Source organism: Franconibacter daqui, from assembly GCF_014644275.1.
GTDB lineage: Bacteria > Pseudomonadota > Gammaproteobacteria > Enterobacterales > Enterobacteriaceae > Franconibacter > Franconibacter pulveris.
Genome location: NZ_BMKJ01000001.1, coordinates 1220376 through 1237320, shown reverse-complemented (window position 1 = coordinate 1237320; position 16945 = coordinate 1220376). Strand labels below are relative to the sequence as shown.

General features: G+C 61.4%; 15 protein-coding genes. 4 read left to right on the top strand and 11 right to left on the bottom strand.

The window, feature by feature from the left end; all coding sequences use genetic code 11:
* Positions 1 to 43: 43 nt before the first annotated feature.
* From IEX01_RS05895 to IEX01_RS05870, 6 genes are all read right to left on the bottom strand, one after another.
* Positions 44 to 1195: a Gfo/Idh/MocA family protein gene (locus IEX01_RS05895; protein ID WP_024555433.1), complete on the bottom strand. Its 1152-nt coding sequence runs from the start codon at positions 1193 to 1195 to the stop codon at positions 44 to 46.
* On the bottom strand, positions 1192 to 2262 hold the full coding sequence (locus tag IEX01_RS05890; RefSeq protein WP_188723430.1) for a sugar phosphate isomerase/epimerase family protein: 1071 nt from the start codon (positions 2260 to 2262) through the stop codon (positions 1192 to 1194). The genes IEX01_RS05895 and IEX01_RS05890 overlap by 4 nt, the downstream gene beginning before the upstream one ends.
* Before the next feature lie 20 nt (positions 2263 to 2282).
* Complete coding sequence (locus IEX01_RS05885) at positions 2283 to 3512, bottom strand: MFS transporter (RefSeq protein WP_188723429.1); 1230 nt, start codon at positions 3510 to 3512, stop codon at positions 2283 to 2285.
* A gap of 254 nt (positions 3513 to 3766) precedes the next feature.
* The gene (locus IEX01_RS05880) at positions 3767 to 4021 is read right to left on the bottom strand and encodes a hypothetical protein (protein WP_048887824.1); all 255 of its coding nucleotides are present in this window, start codon (positions 4019 to 4021) and stop codon (positions 3767 to 3769) included.
* 260 nt (positions 4022 to 4281) lie between these two features.
* Positions 4282 to 4581 carry a hypothetical protein gene (locus IEX01_RS05875; protein ID WP_024555429.1) on the bottom strand — a complete coding sequence of 100 codons (300 nt, stop codon included), beginning with the start codon at positions 4579 to 4581 and terminating at the stop codon, positions 4282 to 4284.
* 67 nt (positions 4582 to 4648) lie between these two features.
* On the bottom strand, positions 4649 to 6370 hold the full coding sequence (locus IEX01_RS05870) for an ROK family transcriptional regulator (RefSeq protein ID WP_188723428.1): 1722 nt from the start codon (positions 6368 to 6370) through the stop codon (positions 4649 to 4651).
* 285 nt (positions 6371 to 6655) lie between these two features.
* Between IEX01_RS05870 and IEX01_RS05865 the strand changes: the two genes are divergently transcribed.
* The 4 genes from IEX01_RS05865 (at position 6656) to IEX01_RS05850 (ending at position 11687) form a co-directional block, all read left to right on the top strand.
* Positions 6656 to 7672 (top strand): SIS domain-containing protein, encoded by a 1017-nt coding sequence (locus IEX01_RS05865; protein ID WP_024561154.1) that lies wholly within the window; start codon positions 6656 to 6658, stop codon positions 7670 to 7672.
* Positions 7669 to 8604 carry an N-acetylglucosamine kinase gene (locus IEX01_RS05860; protein ID WP_024555426.1) on the top strand — a complete coding sequence of 312 codons (936 nt, stop codon included), beginning with the start codon at positions 7669 to 7671 and terminating at the stop codon, positions 8602 to 8604. Before IEX01_RS05865 ends, IEX01_RS05860 begins: the two co-directional genes overlap by 4 nt.
* The gene (locus IEX01_RS05855) at positions 8604 to 10112 is read left to right on the top strand and encodes a YfcC family protein (RefSeq protein ID WP_024555425.1); all 1509 of its coding nucleotides are present in this window, start codon (positions 8604 to 8606) and stop codon (positions 10110 to 10112) included. Before IEX01_RS05860 ends, IEX01_RS05855 begins: the two co-directional genes overlap by 1 nt.
* Before the next feature lie 315 nt (positions 10113 to 10427).
* The gene (locus IEX01_RS05850) at positions 10428 to 11687 is read left to right on the top strand and encodes an amino acid permease (RefSeq protein WP_188723427.1); all 1260 of its coding nucleotides are present in this window, start codon (positions 10428 to 10430) and stop codon (positions 11685 to 11687) included.
* Positions 11688 to 11757: 70 nt separating this feature from the next.
* Here IEX01_RS05850 and IEX01_RS05845 read toward each other — a convergent pair whose 3' ends face one another.
* The 5 genes from IEX01_RS05845 to IEX01_RS05825 are packed head-to-tail and all read right to left on the bottom strand — an operon-like array spanning position 11758 to position 16935.
* A complete protein-coding gene (locus IEX01_RS05845) occupies positions 11758 to 12531 on the bottom strand; it encodes an ABC transporter ATP-binding protein (protein WP_188723426.1) in 774 nt (257 codons plus the stop codon).
* A gap of 10 nt (positions 12532 to 12541) precedes the next feature.
* On the bottom strand, positions 12542 to 13405 hold the full coding sequence (locus IEX01_RS05840; RefSeq protein ID WP_024555422.1) for an ABC transporter ATP-binding protein: 864 nt from the start codon (positions 13403 to 13405) through the stop codon (positions 12542 to 12544).
* Complete coding sequence (locus IEX01_RS05835; RefSeq protein ID WP_024555421.1) at positions 13377 to 14282, bottom strand: ABC transporter permease; 906 nt, start codon at positions 14280 to 14282, stop codon at positions 13377 to 13379. Before IEX01_RS05835 ends, IEX01_RS05840 begins: the two co-directional genes overlap by 29 nt.
* Positions 14279 to 15316, bottom strand: coding sequence for an ABC transporter permease (locus tag IEX01_RS05830; protein ID WP_188723425.1), 1038 nt, complete (start codon positions 15314 to 15316; stop codon positions 14279 to 14281). The genes IEX01_RS05835 and IEX01_RS05830 overlap by 4 nt, the downstream gene beginning before the upstream one ends.
* Positions 15313 to 16935, bottom strand: coding sequence for an ABC transporter substrate-binding protein (locus IEX01_RS05825; protein ID WP_188723424.1), 1623 nt, complete (start codon positions 16933 to 16935; stop codon positions 15313 to 15315). The genes IEX01_RS05830 and IEX01_RS05825 overlap by 4 nt, the downstream gene beginning before the upstream one ends.
* Positions 16936 to 16945 lie beyond the last annotated feature (10 nt).

The following is a 16945-nucleotide window of genomic DNA, read 5'->3' as shown; positions in this document are numbered from 1 at the left end:
GGCGACAAGAAGTTAGCCCGGCGCGCTGAGCCGCCGGGCCTCGTCAGTATTGTACCTTAACCCAGCGCTGCTGCTGGTGGCTCTGCATAATCGCCTCGACGACCGCCATGACCTGCGCGCCGTCGTGGAAAGTGGCGAAGTCCGCCGCCCCCCGTTCAGGCATGCGGCCCTTTTCCACCGCCTGATAAAACGCCGCCATCATGGCGCGAAACGCGTCCGGCCAGCCTTCGATATGGCCGCCGGGAAAGCGCGCCCGCGCCGCTATGTCGCCGTTCAGCAAGGAAGGATCGTCTGAGAGGATCTGATTGGCGTGGCGGCGATGGCCTATCCACATCTGCTGCGGCGTCTCCTGGTCCCAGGCGAGCGACGCCGCGCTGCCGCTCACCTCCAGGCTCAGGCGGTTTTTACGCCCGGCGGCCACCTGCGACACGCTGAAGCTCCCTTTCGCGCCATCCTCAAAGCGCAGCAGCACGAAGCCCATATCTTCCGTGGTCACTGGTTTCTCGTCATACTGCGCCGCCTGCTGCTGCCCGCCGAAGGTGGCCGCGCCCTGCTGGCTTGCCTTGCGGGTTGGCCAGACGATGGCGAGGTCCGCCATCACCTCAACGATTTTGCGCCCGGTAATGAACTGCGCGGTATCGCACCAGTGGGAACCGATGTCGGCGACCGCGCGCGAAGCGCCGCCTTTCCCGGCCTCCACTCGCCAGTTGTAGTCAGTCTCTTCCAGCATCCAGTCCTGCAGGTAGCTGCCCTGCACGGCGAAAAGACGGCCCGTTTCGCCGTTTCTCACCATGCTTGCGGCCTGCTGCACCATGGCGAACTGGCGATACACGAAGCTCACGCCATGCGCCACGCCCGCCTCTTCTGCAAGACGCACCAGTGTGCGGGCCTCCTCCAGCGTCATGCAAAGCGGTTTTTCCGAAAAAACATGCTTGCCGGCCTGGATAATCTGGCGGTTTATCGCCGCGTGCAGATGGTTCGGCGTGCAGTTATGCACCACATGCAGGTCAGGGTGTTGCAGAAAAGCGGCCACATCGCTGTAGGCATGGGGGACGTGAAGCTGCTGCGCGTGCGCATCGGCGCTCGCCTGGTTTGAATCACAAAGGGCCACCACCGCGACGTTGCCGAGGCGGCGCAGCGCCTCTATGTGCGCCGGACCGATGAACCCTGTGCCGATAATGCCGACGTTTATCATCTCTCGCCTCCCTGAGCCAGCCCCAGCTGGGCGCGCACGAGCGCGTCGTCGCTCTGCTGGGCGGCAAAATCATCAAACGCCCGATCCGCCACCGGAATAATGTGCTGGCGGATAAATTCCGCCCCTTCGCGCGCGCCGGTGGCGGCGTCTTTCAGGCAGCACTCCCACTCCAGCACTGCCCAGCCGCCGTAGTCATACTGCGCCAGCTTGCTGAAAATGGTTTTGAAATCGATCTGCCCATCGCCCGGCGAGCGGAAGCGGCCCGCCCTGTCTATCCAGCGCTGATAGCCGCCATAGACGCCGCTGCGGCCGTTCGGCAGATACTCCGCATCCTTGACGTGAAACGCCTTGATACGCGCATGGTAGATATCGATAAACTGCGCATAATCGATGTGCTGCAAATGCAAGTGGCTTGGGTCAAACAAGATGCTGGCGCGCGGGTGGTCGTTTACCGCGGCCAGAAACCGCTCAAACGTGACGCCGTCATGCAGATCTTCCCCCGGGTGGATTTCGTAGCAGAGATCCACGCCATGCTCGTCAAAGCAGTCGAGAATCGGCCGCCAGCGGCGGGCCAGCTCGGCGAACGCTTCGCTCAGCAGCTGCGGGTTGTGCGGCGGCCACGGATAAACGTAAGGCCAGGCCAGCGAGCCGGAGAAGGTGGCGTGCGCGCGCAGTCCCAGCTTCTGCGAGGCGGCGGCGGCCTCCCTGACCCGCTGCGTCGCCCACTGCGTGCGCCTCGCGCTGTGCCCCCGCACCGCGGGCGGCGCGAAGTTATCAAAAGCGACGTCATGTGCCGGGTGCACCGCCACCAGCTGGCCCTCCAGGTGCGTGGACAGCTCGCTGATGACAAGCCCGTGCTCCGCAAGCATGCCCGCCACCTCGTCGCAATAGGTCTGGCTTGCCGCCGCCTGGCTCAGGTCGAAAATAGCCGGATGGTTGCAGGGGATTTGCAGCGCGTTATAACCCAGCGCCGCCGCCCATTGCGCCAGCCCTTCCAGCGTATTGAACGGCGCCTGCGGGCCGATAAACTGCGACAGAAAAATCCCCGGTCCTTTTAATGTCTTCAAAAACCACCTCCTGAAAAGGGTTAATCGCGGTACTTAAAGGTAAAGAAGAAAAGAATAGCGATAGCGGCGGCGGCGATGGCCGGGATCCACCAGAACAGCGCCCAGTTTTCAGCGGATGGCTGCCCCGCCACCAGGTTGTTATAGAGCGCGCCGGAAATTTGCGAGCCGAGCAGCATGCCGATGCCGTAGGTAAACATCACCACCATGCTCTGCGCCTGGCCTTTCACCTGCTCGCCCGCCACGCGGTCGGTGTAGATGAATCCCACCACGAAGAAAAAGTCATAACAGACGCCGTGCAGCAGAATGCCGAGCAGGATAAGCATGCGCGTCTCATCGCCCATTCCCATGGCGAACAGCGCGTAGCGTACAAACCAGGCGAACATGCCAATCAGCAGCATGTACTTCACCCCGAGGCGACGGAACAGCAGCGGGATAACCAGCATGAAGAAGATTTCCGACATCTGGCCGAAAGACATCAGCGTGCTGACGTTTTTCACGCCCGCGTCGGCAAGCCAGGAGGCGGTAAAGGCGTAATAGGTGCCAAGCGGTATGGAAATGAGCGTGGCGCAGAGGCCGAAGATAAAGAAATGGCGCACTTTCAGCAGCGCGAAGGCGTCGGCGCAGAACATATCGCGCACTTTAAACGGCAGCCCTTTCGCCGGCGCTGGCGTGTGCGGCAGCGTCAGGCTGTAGAGGGCGAGGATAACCGAACAGACGGCGGCGAGCGTAAAGATAGAGACGCTGGCGGCGATGCCGGTAAAGCCGATAAACATGCCTGCCACAATCCAGCCGATGGTGCCGAACACGCGCACCACCGGGAAGCTCTTCTCGCTGTTCGCAAGACTATGGAAAGCGATGTTATTGGTCAGCGCCAGCGTCGGCATATAGCAAAGCGTGTAGCCGAACAGCAGCGCAATCAGCAGCACGCCGTTTTCCGCAATCAAGGCCTGCGGCACAAACCACAAAATGACCGCGCCCGCCAGATGCATGACCGCCAGCACTTTCTGCGACGGGAAAAAGCGGTCCACCAGCATGCCCAGCACAAAGGGGGAAAGAATCGAGGCGATAGGCCCGGCGGAGAAGGCGTCGCCAATCAGCAGCGACATGTTGTGCTGCGACATCACCAGCCCCAGGGTGACGGACCAGCTCCCCCAGATAAAGAACTGAATAAACATCATTAACGACAGCCGCGGGACCAGCATGCGATGCGTTATTGCCCCGGATTTCGTACCTTGCGTTGCAGTCACCATATAAGCCTCACAGAGGAAAAGTAATCGATTACAAACAGCGGCAAGCTAAAAGTAATCGATTACTTTTTAAGGCGTCGTCGTGTTGATCACAATTTTGAAACAAGAAGAATTGTTTTCTTTTTAATCAATGGAAACGGAAAACAGCGGCCCGGGAGGCGACGCGGTTAAGGCAGGCGAAACGAAAATCGAAAAAGGGAAGGTTCACGGGGTGCCAGTCTGCCCGCCCTCCTTAGCGGGAAGCTAAGCGCGAGGCGTTACGCCAGAAAGACAAGGCCCGCTAACGCCGATGCGATAGCGTAATCTTTGGCGAATTCCTTCAGGGCTTCGGTGTTTTCCCGGAAGTGGTTGAGCATCTTCTCTACCGCTTCCGCTTCATCTTCAGCGCTGGCTTCAAAAGGCAGTTTTCTCATCCCCTGCGCCGCTAACCTCTTTTTTTCATCCGCCGTGAGTTTCGCCTTCTCATAGACGTTTACGGTGATGTCGCTCGAGTAAAAAAGGTACTTTTTCACGATCTGTCCTTAACGCGTTATCCCTTATTTGAGACCATCAATAAAACAGTAATTTATCCAGCCAGTCGAGCGATTTATGGTTGATAAACGATCGGTTTCGCATTTCGCCATGCGATGAAAAAACGCGTGCGGATGAAAAAGGCGCCAACGCCGTAGCGATGGCTCGCCACCGTCGTGATTCACCCTGACCAGGCTACCCACCCGCGACTGGTCAACGCACGCGATAACCGGCTACGCCAGGAGCGCCTCCCGGCTTTATCTCAGCGCGGGCTGCTGTTTCGCCAGTGCTGTTCGCAGCGTTCGCGGGCTTCGGCGTTCAGGTCGCGCAGTTCAGGCAGGCTGTCGCTGGTGCCATAATCCATCGTGCTGGCCGCCTCTTCCTGCTCCTCTTTCGCGGCGAAACTCAGCGTTTCATCACGCTTGCGCCAGTCGCCGCCGTTTTGCTCATAAATAAGCGCATAAGTCGGCGTCTTTTCGTCGCTGCCGTAAATCTCATATTTACGGGTTGGCGCATCTTCAGGACCAAACTGGATCGTATCGATAAGTGTTGAATCGGCCATTGTTTTCTCCTCTGTGGTTAAGGAGTAAGGGTAGCCTATCGCGCGCAGTGCTGCGGGCCGACGCCGTTCAGCGACGTCGAACCGCCCGTCCCAGCAGCTTAACCTGCGCGGCCTCCAGCGCCAGCTGCACCGCCCCCTCCACCGTCGCCTGCGGGCCAAACTGCGTGGCGGCCACCGTGGTATGCGGCGAAAAGGCGGCCAGGGTTTTGCGCACCGCGGCGACGATAAGCCAGTTCGCCCCCACGCTGCCGCCCATCACTATCATCGCCGGATCGAGAACCGCCACCAGTCCGCAGGCGAGAAAGCCAATCTGCTCGCCATACTGCGCTATCGCCTGCATCGCCATCGGCTCGCCGCCCGTCGCCCGCTCCAGCAGCGCGTCCATGGAGCGCACCATCGGGAGCGACGGCGCGCGGCGGGCGTTCAGCCGGTCGAGAAAACCCTGCTTCGCCAGATGCCGCTCCAGCATCAGTTCGCCCGGCGACTCCTGCTCGCTCCAGGGAAACGGGATATCGGCTATCTCGCCTGCGCCGCCCCGCGCGCCATGTATCAGCATGCCGCCGCTGTATATGCCGCTGCCGATACGCTCGCCGATTTGCAGGAAAACCACGTCTTTTAGCCCTTTCGCTATTCCCAGCCGCACCTCTGCCGCCACGGCGCAGTTAACGTTGTTTTCAACGATGATATGCACCCCCGCAGGCAGCGCCAGACGCGCCAGAATCGCCTCGGGCGATAGCCCCGCCTGCGAAGGCCCCTCGCGCCCCGAAAGCTGAATATCGGGACGAACCGGTTTAGAGAGCGCGACGGTTATCGCCAGCAGCGGTCCGAACGCCGTAAGCTCCTGGCGCAACGCGGCGATGGCGTCGGCTGCGGCCTTAACCAGTTGAACGGAAGCGGCATGAACAAACTGCCGCAGCGCCAGCTGCCGTCCATCCAGGCTGCGGGCGATAAGCATCGCCTGGCTGTTGCCGATATCGGCGCCCAGCACCCAGCCCGTTTGTTGGCTGAGCTGATAAAGCTGCGCGCCGCGCCCGGCCCCTTCAACAACCGTGATAAAGGCGTGGCGCTGAAGTTCCTGCACGCCGGATGACACCGTGCTTTTGCTCATGCCGAGCCGCGTCATCAGCTCCGACTGCGTCGCACTCCCCTCAATGATAAGCGACTCCATCAGCAGCCGGGCACGCACGCTGAGCGCCGGCAGGCCGGACGAGGCGGCCTGCGGCATCGCCAGTTGCGCGGTCTGGTCGAGAAAAGCCAGCGCCTGCGCCAGCGCGCCGGTCCGGTTCAGCGCCTGCGCCTGCCCGGCAAGCCCGGCGCGCAGCGCTTCGCGCTCAAACCCGCCTGCCTGCCACCAGGCGTGCAGCCGGGCGAGATCGCGCTCCGCCTCTGGCTGGCTGAAAAAATCGAGCAGGCAACGCCCTGGCGAAGCGAGCCAGAGCCGGGCCGGGAGCGGCGAATCTTCCGGCTGCGGACCAACGCCGGGGACGGGCGTTACCGTCACGCCGGGCAACTGCAACGGGCGGCGGCGCGGATGCACCACATAAAGCGTGGCGCAGGCCGTCGGGTCTGGCTGCATGGCAGACGGCCCCGCCACCACCGCTTGCGGGAAGAAATGACCGACAATCTCCCACAGGTAGCGTCTGGTCAGGGTTTCGGCGGGCGTATGAATGTCGCCGCTGTAAATGCCCCTCGCCAGACGCTGAAGACGACCGCGCCGCAACGCCCGGCTAATCACCGCAGCGTCGTGCTCAGCGGCAAAGACCAACGCGGGCCAACCAGAATGCGCCATACCCTTTCCTTATTCATAAACCGCCAGGCGGCGAACGGGCCGCCCAGCCGGTCAATATTGTGTTAATCCGGTCAGTTTATATGCATGAAAAACGTTACGCTGGTCAAGTTATCTTGTGAGGCGGTAAACCGCTGTCGTGACCGCGCTCACGATTATCGGGGCAATATAATCATAATCAATTGAAATTAAACAAATTAAATAACCATAGCTGGCAGCGCGGCGGCTGTGCGATGGTGTCTGTGAAGCAAAAACAACCATCAGAACAGAAAAGAGACCCAACCGCTTATGACCGATAACGAAATCTTAATTCCCTTCGCGCAGGGGGTGATGCAGCAGGGCGACGCCTTCGCGCAAACCGTGGCGCGAACGCAGGCGTGGATAGCGTCGCTGGATACTGAAGCGATGCGCCGCGACACCCTGTTATTTGCCGGTATCGGCGCGTCCTATGCCGTGCTCGCCTCGCCGGTGCACGCGCTGCGAGCCGCCGGAATACGGGCGTTTCGCTCGAACGGCGATGATATGCCCGCAGGCGCCCCGCCGCTTGCCGACTGGTATATCGGCGTCTCACAGAGCGGGCGCAGCCCGGAAGTGGTGCGCATGCTGCAACAGCAGCGACACGAGCGTCGGCTGACGGTGGTCAACCAGGCTGACTCGCCGCTGGAGCGCATCGCCGCGAAGCCGCTGTGGCTCGGCACGCTAATCGATTCGGGCATGTCCTCGGTCGCGTTGATGGCTACCAGCGTCAGCCTGGGGCTGCTCACCGATGCGCTGATCGGCCGCGATACGCAGGCAGAGTGGCAGCGTTTGCCTGAACAGTTAACCGCGCTGCGGCCCGCCGCCGAGGCGGTTATTGCACGCTTCGCCGCCCGGCTGCAGGATGTAGGCTGTATCGATCTGGTCGGCGCTGGCGGTAGCCTGAGCGCTGCGGAACAGGGGGCGTTGCTGCTGCGCGAAGGCCCGAAAGCCGCCGCGATGGGCATGGGCACGCGCCACTACCTGCACGGCATGACCGACGCGGTGGGCAATACCGCCCACGTGGTGATTGGCGGCGAACGCGAAGTGTTGCTGGCAAAACAGATGGCGGCGTTTAAGGTGCCGGTGCTGTTAATTACCGATACCCCGCAGACGATTCCGGGCGTGGAGACGTTGACCCTCCCTTCCCTGCCGCCTTTACAACGGCTGACGCTCGAGTTGCTGGCGATGGAGTTGCTCGCCATCCATCTTGGCGCGGTGCTGGGCCGGGATATCGATGCCGGCATTGTGGAGCGAATCGATACCAAAATAAGCGGAGCAGGCTTATGAACGCCAGCTGGTTAGGAATGGACGTCGGCGGCAGCAAAATTCAGGTGCGCATTGAAGACCGCAGCGGCAGGCTGCTGTTTGACCAGCAGTGGCCCACCGGCCCCTGGAGCGGCGAGCCCTGGTCGCGCAAATCCGCGCGCATGGCGGAGCTGATTGCCTTTGCCTGCAAACAGGCGAAGCTAACCGCGCCGCCCGTGGCGGTAGGCATCGGTGCGCACGGCTGCGATACCCCCGAGGAGTGCGCCACCATGACGGCGTTAATGGCCGACCGCCTGCCCGGCTCGGTATGCCAGGTGGTGAATGACGCGGCGCTGGTGGCGTTAAGCGCTTATGGAGAACCCGCGGCAGGCCTGATTGCCGGTACCGGTTCGGTGGCTGTCGCCCGGGGCGCGGACGGCGGCTGGTTGCAGACCGGCGGCTGGGGCTGGGTGGTAGGTGATGAAGGCGGCGCCAGCGGCCTGGTGCGCGCGGCTATCGGCGCCATCCTGCTGGACTGGGACGGCGGCTGCCAGGACGACCCGCTGACCACCACGCTGGTGGAAGCCTTCGGCGTCGCGCACCTGCTGGACCTCCCTTCGCAGCTGCTGCGTACGCCCGCCAGCGAATGGAGCCGCCATGCGCCGCTGATTTTCGACTGTCTGCCGCGAGATTCGCGGCTCGCCCGCCAGGTGGTCGACGCGGCGGTGGTGTCGCTCACCTCGCTGATACTGCGCCTGCGCGAGCGCGGCGCGACGTTTAATCAGGTTATCGCCGCAGGCGGCGTCATTCGCCACCAGCCTGTTCTGTTCGGCCTGCTGGCTAACGCGTTGCGCCAGCATGATGCGGGTTTATCGCTCTCCCTGTTGCAGGCTGCGCCGGTAAGCGGCGCGCTGCGCCTGGCGCGGCAGATAGCGCCCGAGGCTTCCTTATCTTCTCCTCTGCGAGGTGCATGATGTCCCAGTATGAAAGCGAAGCCGCTCCGGCGGCCAGCAAAGCGTGGCGTTTCCCGAGCACGTACACCGTTCTTATCGTCATTACCGTCGTGGTCTGGCTTCTGACCTGGATAATCCCCGCCGGGCATTATCAGACGCAGGATGGCCGGCCGGTAGCGGGCAGTTTTCAGGTTGCCGCCAGCCCGCTTTCGGCGCACCAGCGCGTGAAGGAGCTTTTCCTCGCGCCGGTTAACGGCCTCTACGGTATTGAAAACGCCGCCGGGTTCGTTGGGCCTTATGAGAGCGGCAGTATCTTCGGCGCTATCGGCGTCTTCTTTTACGTGTTATCGCTCGGCGCGTTTATTGTCACCACCACCAAAACGGGGGCCATCGACGCCTGCCTCGGCCACGTGGCGCAGCGCTTCCGGCGGCGCGGCGGCTTGCTTATCGCCATGGTGATGCTGCTTATCGCCATCGGCGGCTCCACGTACGGCATGGGCGAGGAGACGCTGGGCTTTTACGCGCTGCTGGTGCCGCTGCTGCTGGGGCTGGGGTTCGACCGCATGACGGCGGTAGGGGTAATCCTGGTCGGCTCGGTGGTCGGCAACATGAACTCCACCGTTAACCCGTTTATGACCGGCGCCGCCTCGGCGGGCGCAGGCGTGCCGATGGGCAGCGGCATCGGGCTGCGGTTTATCATGTTTCTCGCGCTCACGGGGCTCGCCATTGCCTATGTGGTTATTTATGCCCGGCGCGTACAGCGCAACGCCGCCCATTCGGTGGTGGGCTTCACCGATGAAGATCGCGAGCTGGCGCAGGCGCGTCTGCAGTTGCCGCAACCGATGACGGGCCGCCAGAAAGCGGTGATGGCAGCCTTCGCCGCCACCTTCGCGTTTATGATTTTCGCCATCATTCCCTGGGCGCAGGTGATTGTCGGGCCGCAGGCGGCGTCGTGGCCCTGGCAGCTCGACTGGTATTTCCCGGAGCTGACCGCGCTGTTTCTGGTGATGTCCGTGGTCACCGGATGGCTTGGCGGGCTGCGCGGCAACAACCTGTTTAACGCCATGCTGGCGGGCATTGCGGACTTCATGGGCGCGGCGCTGGTCATCGTGCTGGCGCGGGGCATTACCGTCATCATGCATAACGCGCAGATAACCGATACCGTGCTGCACTCGATGGAGAGCGTGGTCAGCGGCGCCTCCTCCGGCCTGTTCGCGGTTATCATGTACCTGATTATCATGCCGCTCTCTTTCCTGGTGCCAAGCTCGTCGGGCCTTGCGACGCTCGCCATGCCGGTGCTCGCCCCGATTGCCGATTTCGCGGGCGTTGGACGAGAAATCGTCGTGACGGCGTATCAGGGGTCAGTGGGCGCTATCGCGATGATCTCTCCCACGTCGGCCATCGTGATGAGCGGACTGGCGCTGGCGAAAGTCAGCTACCCGCGCTACCTGATGTGGGTGCTGCCGCTGCTGGCGATGCTGGCTGTCGCCACCTGTCTGTTCCTGGTGGTCGGCGCGGCGTTATCCTGACGGCGCATAAACCAAACCCGGCCTCGCGCCGGGTTTGCTACGGTTCTTCTGCCGCCCGCTTTTATGGCTTATGCTGAAAAACAGTCAAAACAGCGCCCTTTGCGCCTTCCACGCGATTTCCCCTGCGATTTTACTTACCCCGAAAGATGCCCCTATAATGCGCCCCTTTCTGCGGCGGCGATGATATTTAAACAAAATTTGCCAGCCCGGATAAAAGCCCCGGCGCGATGGGGGTAGTCCTGACGGAGCATGACAAGGCCTCGCCAGTAAAGCAGTCACAGCAATGACTTAACAACACCAGAAAGCGGTTTACTTATGATTTCGGCAACACAAGAGAAGAGCGAAGGCGCGGTCCGCGCAGGCTGGAAATGGCGCGACAATGTCTGGGCGCTGGGGCTTTATGGCACGGCGGTAGGCGCAGGCACGCTGTTCCTGCCGGTGGAGGTAGGTACCCAGGGGCCGGTTATTTTTCTGATGATGCTGCTTGCCGGTCTGCCGCTCTCGCTGATGCCGCACCTGATGCTGTGTCGCGTTTATATGAAAGAGCAGCCGACGGCGGACTCATCGCTGCCGATTTTCGGCTCCTTTTTTAAGGGCAAAGGGGAGCTTGCGATTATGCTCTTTTACTGCCTGGCGTTCTTCCCGGTGACGCTGGTATTCGGCGTGGCGCTGGTTAACGCGCTGGATAATTACCTGAGCGCCCATCTGCATGCGGCTCACCTTTCCCGCGGCCTGCTCGCTTTTCTCGTCGTCGCCGGGATTTACGCGGTGCTGAGCAAAGGGCGCGACAAAGTAGTCGGCACCATGAGCGCGCTGGCGTTGCCGTTTGCCGCCTCCATTTTGCTCATCGCCCTGCTGCAAATCCCCCACTGGAATATAGCGAACCTGGCGGGCGTGATAACGAAAGCGCATGCGGCGCCCCTTACCGAGACGCTAAAAAGCATCTGGCTGACGCTGCCGCTTATCACCTTCTCGTTCTGCTGCGCGCCGATGGTTTCGCCGCTGACCTCGTACTACCGTGAACGGAAAGGGGAAGGCGAGCGCAAGGCGCTGTTGGTTATCCGCATGGCCTACGGCGCGATTTTCTTCAGCATCCTCTTCTTTGTACTGAGCTGCGTATTAAGCATTCCGCACGACAGTTTCGCACAGGCCAAAGTGCAGAACCTGAACGTGCTGTCAGTGGTGTCGGCGGAAGGCTCGCAGCTTGTCTATCTGCTGGCGCCGTTTATCGCTATTGTGGGCATGACAAAATCGTTTCTCGGCGTAGGGCTTTCCGTCACCGAAACCTTCGCGCAGCTCATTACCGAAGCCTCCGGCATCAAGGGCGCGGGCGGCAAGCGTATTGCTTACCTGATTATGTTCGCGCTGACCTTCGGCATCGTGTACGCCAACCCGAACGTCATTACGCTGATTGAAACCTTCTGCGGGCCGCTTATCGCCATCATCCTGTTTCTGATCCCGGCCTGGCTTATCTATACCCGCGCCGAACTGCGCGAACTGCGCGGCGTAAAAACCGCCGTCATCGCCCTGGCCGGCGTGGCGACGCTTTCCGCCCTGCTCTATTCGATGGCGTAACGCCGCTCAGGTTCAATTATGCCCCTCGCAGAGGGGCTTTTTTATCGCCTCGATTTCTCCCGACGCTGACTTAATACGCCGCGACTTCCCGCGCCATTTCCCGCGAATAGCGCTGGCTGCCGTTAATCAACATGCGGGTGTAGGCGGTGGCGACGTCGCCTTTGACCAGCGCTTCCACCGTAAGCGTCTCGAGGATTTTGCCGTACTGCATCACCGCCACCTTCTGGCACAGATGGGCGATGACGCCAAGGTCGTGCGTTACCATCAGATAAGTCAGGTTCGCCTCCTTCTGTAGCTCGGCCAACAGGTTGAGGATCTCAGCCTGCACCGACACGTCCAGCGCCGAGGTCGGCTCATCCAGCAGCAAAACCTGCGGCTCCAGAATAAGCGCCCGCGCAATCGCCACGCGCTGGCGCTGCCCCCCGGAAAGCTGGTGCGGATAACGGTCGCGAAACGCCCTGCTAAGGCCCACTCTGTCCAGCAAACTATTGACGCGGCGGTCACGCTCGGGAATGCCGTGAATCAGCAACGGCTCTTCGAGGATATCGCTGATGGTATGACGCGGATGCAGCGAGCCATAAGGGTCCTGAAAAACCATCTGCACCCGCCGACAACGCTCGCGGCTGATGCGCTTTTCCAGCGGAACGTTATTAATAGCCAGCTCGCCTCGCCAGTGGGTGAACAGCCCCGCAAGGCACTTCAGCACCGTGGTTTTTCCGGAGCCGGATTCGCCCACCAGCCCGTAAATCTCGCCGGGCCGCACCTCAAAAGTGACATCATGCAACACCTGGTTCTGCCTGCTGCCCTCGCCAAACGTCAGGTTAAGATGGTTGACTGTTATCATCTGCGTCTCCTTAGTCCGTGAGCCAGCTCGCCTGGCGTTGCAGAACCGGTAATACCGCGCGGCGGCGGTGAATTTCCGGCAGGGAGTCGATGAGTCCCTGGGTATAAGGGTGTTGCGCCTTGTGCAAATCGCAGGCGGCGAGCGATTCCACCACCCGCCCGGCGTACATCACCAGCACCCGGTCGCAAAAGCTGCGCACCAGGTTGATATCATGGCTGATAAAAATAAGCCCCAGCCCGCGCGACTGCACCAGGTCATCCAGCAGCCCCAGCACCTGCAGACGTACCGAGACATCCAGCGCCGAAGTCGGTTCATCCGCTATCACCAGTTCCGGGTCGGTAATCAGCATCATGGCTATCATGATGCGCTGCCCTTGCCCGCCGGAAATCTCATGCGGGTAAAGCTGGTAAACGCGCTCGGGCTGACGAATGCGCACTACCTCCAGCATCGCCAGCGCTTTCTCTTTCGCCTGCGCTTTACGCCCGCGATGGTGCGTAAGCCAGGCTTCAGCGATTTGATCGCCCACGCGCACCACCGGGTTCAGCGAATACTTAGGATCCTGCATGATCATCGATATCCGTTTGCCGCGGATCTGGCGCATTTGCGCCTCGCTGACCGTGCGCAGGTCGATATCGCCGAACTGCATTTTCTCGGCGGTGATGCGGGTTTTTTTCGGGTGCAAATGCAGCAGCGCCCTGCCCACGGTGGACTTGCCGGAGCCGGATTCGCCGACGATAGCCAGCTTCTCGCGCCCCAGTTGAAAAGAGACGCCGCGCACCGCGTGCGTCACCGCCGCGCCGTTGCTGAAATCGACATGCAGATTGCGGACATCGAGCAAGGGCGAATTAGTCGTTGCGAGGATCGAGGATGTCACGTAAGCCGTCTCCTAAGAAGTTAAACGCCAGGCTGTTGATTAAAATCGCCAGCCCCGGAATGGTCACCACCCACCAGCACTCCATCATGTAGGTGCGCCCGCTTGAGATCATGGCACCCCACTCCGGCTGCGGCGGCTGCGCGCCGAGGCCCAGGAAGCCAAGCCCGGCGGCGGTCAGGATTATCCCCGCCATGTTCATAGTGATGCGGATGATGACCGACGGCAGGCAGAGCGGCACAATGTGGCGCCACAGCACGCGCACCGGCGACGCGCCCTGCAGGCGCACCGCGGAGATAAAATCCGCCTGGCGCAGCGAGAGGGTTTCCGCCCGCGCCAGACGCGCTATCGGCGGCCACGCGGTGAGCGTAATGGCGATAACCACATGCTCAAGCCCCGGGCCGAGCGCGGCGACAAACGCCAACGCCAGCACCAGGCTCGGGAAGGAGATGAAAATATCCGTCACGCGCATTAACACCATATCGACCTTGCCGCCGAAATACCCCGCCGTCACGCCGAGCAGCAACCCCAGCGGGCCGACGGTAACCGAAACCAGCAGCACGATATAAAGCGTAATGCGCGAGCCGTAGACCAGCCGGCTGAAGATGTCGCGCCCGAACTCGTCGGTGCCGAACCAGTGCTGCGCATTCGGCGCCGTCAGCGCGTTGTTGAGATCCTGCACCAGCGGGTGCCAGGGCGCGATGAGCGGCGCGAATATCGCCACCAGCAGCAACAGGGCAATAATCCCACCGCCCGTCGCCGTCAGCGGATTGCGCGCCATTTTGCCAAGAAAAGCGCCGGTCAGCCGCAGCGCGCGCGTTACCCGCCGACGCCCTTCCCGGCTGTCGCGGCCAAGGGGCGAGTCCAGAAAAACCGTCATGATTTGATCCTCGGGTCAAAGAGTTGATAGAGCATGTCGGAGAGCAGGTTCAGCATCACGAAAATGACGCCCACCACCAGCACGCAGCCCATCACGGCGTTCATGTCGCCGAGCAGCAGGCTGCTGGTGAGGTAGGAGCCGAAACCCGGCCAGGAGAAGACCGTTTCAATCAGCACGGCCCCTTCCAGCAGCGAGCCATAAGCCAGCGCCACCACGGTTAAAAGCTGAACGAGGATATTGCGAAAGGCGTGGTTCCAGATAACCTGCCGTTCCGTCAGCCCCTTTACCCGTGCGGTGATGATGAACTCCTGGGAGAGCTGCGCCAGCATAAAACTGCGCGTCATCCGGCTAATGTAAGCCAGCGAATGGAAGCCCAGCAGTGCGGCGGGCAATATCAGGTGGTTGATGGCGTTCCAGAAAACGGCGGCATTGCCGGCCAGCAGCGCATCGACGGTTATCAGCCCCGTGCGCCGCGGCACGATGCCGTCGAGACCGAGATCGAGCCTGCCAGCGCCGCCCACCCAGCTCAGCCAGGCGTAAAACACCAGCAGCCCCATCATCCCCACCCAGAAAATCGGCGTGGAGTACCCGGCGAGGCTGATAATGCGCACCACATAATCCGTCACGCTGTTGCGCCTCGCGGCGGCCAGCACCCCCAACGGGATGCCCAGCCCTGCGCCGACGATAATGGCCATGGTCGCAAGCTCAAGCGTTGCCGGGAAGACGCGGATAATGTCCTGCGCCACCGGTTTACCGGTCAGCAGCGCGTTGCCCAAATCACCGTGCAGCAGGTTCGTGAGGTAAATGCCAAACTGCGTCGCCAGCGATTTATCAAACCCCAACTGGTGGTAAACCTGCTGATAGGTGCTCTGGTCGGCATCCGGCCCGACAATCGCCAGCACCGGGTCGATGGGCATCACCCGGCCGATAAAAAACGTTAACAGCAGCAGGCCGAAGAGCGTCACCATTACCTGCATAATGCGGCCTGAGAAACGCCTGGCGCGCGTGCCAGGGGCGAGAAGTGCGACGGTCATGGTTTCTCTCCTGCGTTGGTTTTATCCACTTCACGCAGAAACGTGGTGGCGGAGGGATGCGGCTGGTAGTGCTTCACCTCGTTGCGCACCACCACTGAATCCACCATTTGCGAAAGCGGGATAAGCGCGGGGATAAGCTTATCGTAGCGGGTCTGGATAGCCTGATAACCAGCCACCTGCTTTTGCGGGTCGCGTTCAAGCAGCGCGCGGTCGATCATCTCGTTGAGCTGTTTGTCGTAAAAGCCGGTGCGCCAGCCCTGAAAGTTGGTGAGCCGCGCGGCGTCGCTGTTATCGGGGTTGTAAACCAGCGCGCGTAAGCTTGAGTGCGGATGCGGCTCCATGCCGCTGCCGCCGCGTCCCACCAGCATGTCGAATTTACGCTCGCGCATCGCGCCGTAAATCTGGTTGCCGGTGCCGGTGATGATTTTGGCGTTGATGCCGCCCTGCATCAGCGTGGACTGCACCGCAATGGCGATATTGAGAAAGGGCTGGTCCGCCAGCACGCGAAGCGTGGTATTAAACCCGTCCGGGTAGCCCGCCTCCGCCAGCAGTTTTTTCGCCCGGGCAATATCGAGCCGGTAGCCCGGGTCCGGCAGCGTGGAGGGCATGCCGCTTTTTATCGGCCGCTGGTGCAGCACGCCATAGCCCGGCATCAGCGCGTTGTTGATCCCCTGATAGTCAATGAGATAGCGCACCGCCTCGCGCACTTTGGGATTGCTGAAGTGCGGCTCTTTCATGCTCATCGCCACGTAATAGACAGTGCCGCGCTGCACCGCGTCCACCGTTAAGCCCGGGTCATTGCGCAGGGCGTTGATGTCGGAAACCGCCATGTTGCTGGCGATATCCAGATCCCCTTTCTCAATCATCAGCCGCAGGGTCTGTGACTCCTGGAAATGGCGCAGCACTACGCGGCTCATTTTCGCTTCCTCACGCCAGTAACCGGGGTTGCGCTTCATGCGCAGCACATCTTTCGCCTGCCAGCTCTCCAGAATAAACGGTCCGGAACCCGCTTCATTAGTGGTCAGCCAGCGGTTGCCCCAATCATCGTTCACCGCATGCCGGGAGACCGTTTTGCTGTCCAGCACCCCCAGATTGCCGAGCGCCGCCAGCGAATAGAGGATGAGCTGCGGATCGTTGGCCTTCGGTAAGACAATCTGAAACGTATGCGCGTCAGGGGCGCTGACCTGCTGGTCGATATTCTTTTTGCTGAAGCCGTAGGATTTCCACACCGACGCCTGTGCGAGGTTGAGGTGGAGAATGCGGCGCATCGACCAGACCACATCCTGCGCTGTGAGCGGGTTGCCGGAGTGAAACCTCACGTCATCACGCAGATGAAACGTGAGGGTTTGCCCGTCCGGGCTGACTTCCCAGGCGTGCGCCAGCGCGGGTTTAACGTGAGTGAGCTGCGTCGGGTCCAGCTCTACCAGCGAATCGTAAAGATTCACCACGATGCCCACCACTTCGTTGCCGGTCATGGCCGCCGGGTCGAGCGTCAGCAGGTTGTTCATGTTCATACCGATGATGAGCTGATCGGGCGGCGTTTTCGCTATCGCCGCACCACTCCCCATCATCATGGCGAGCGCGAGCAGGCACGCCCCCAGCGAGGAAGTTCTGTTCATAGGTATACCG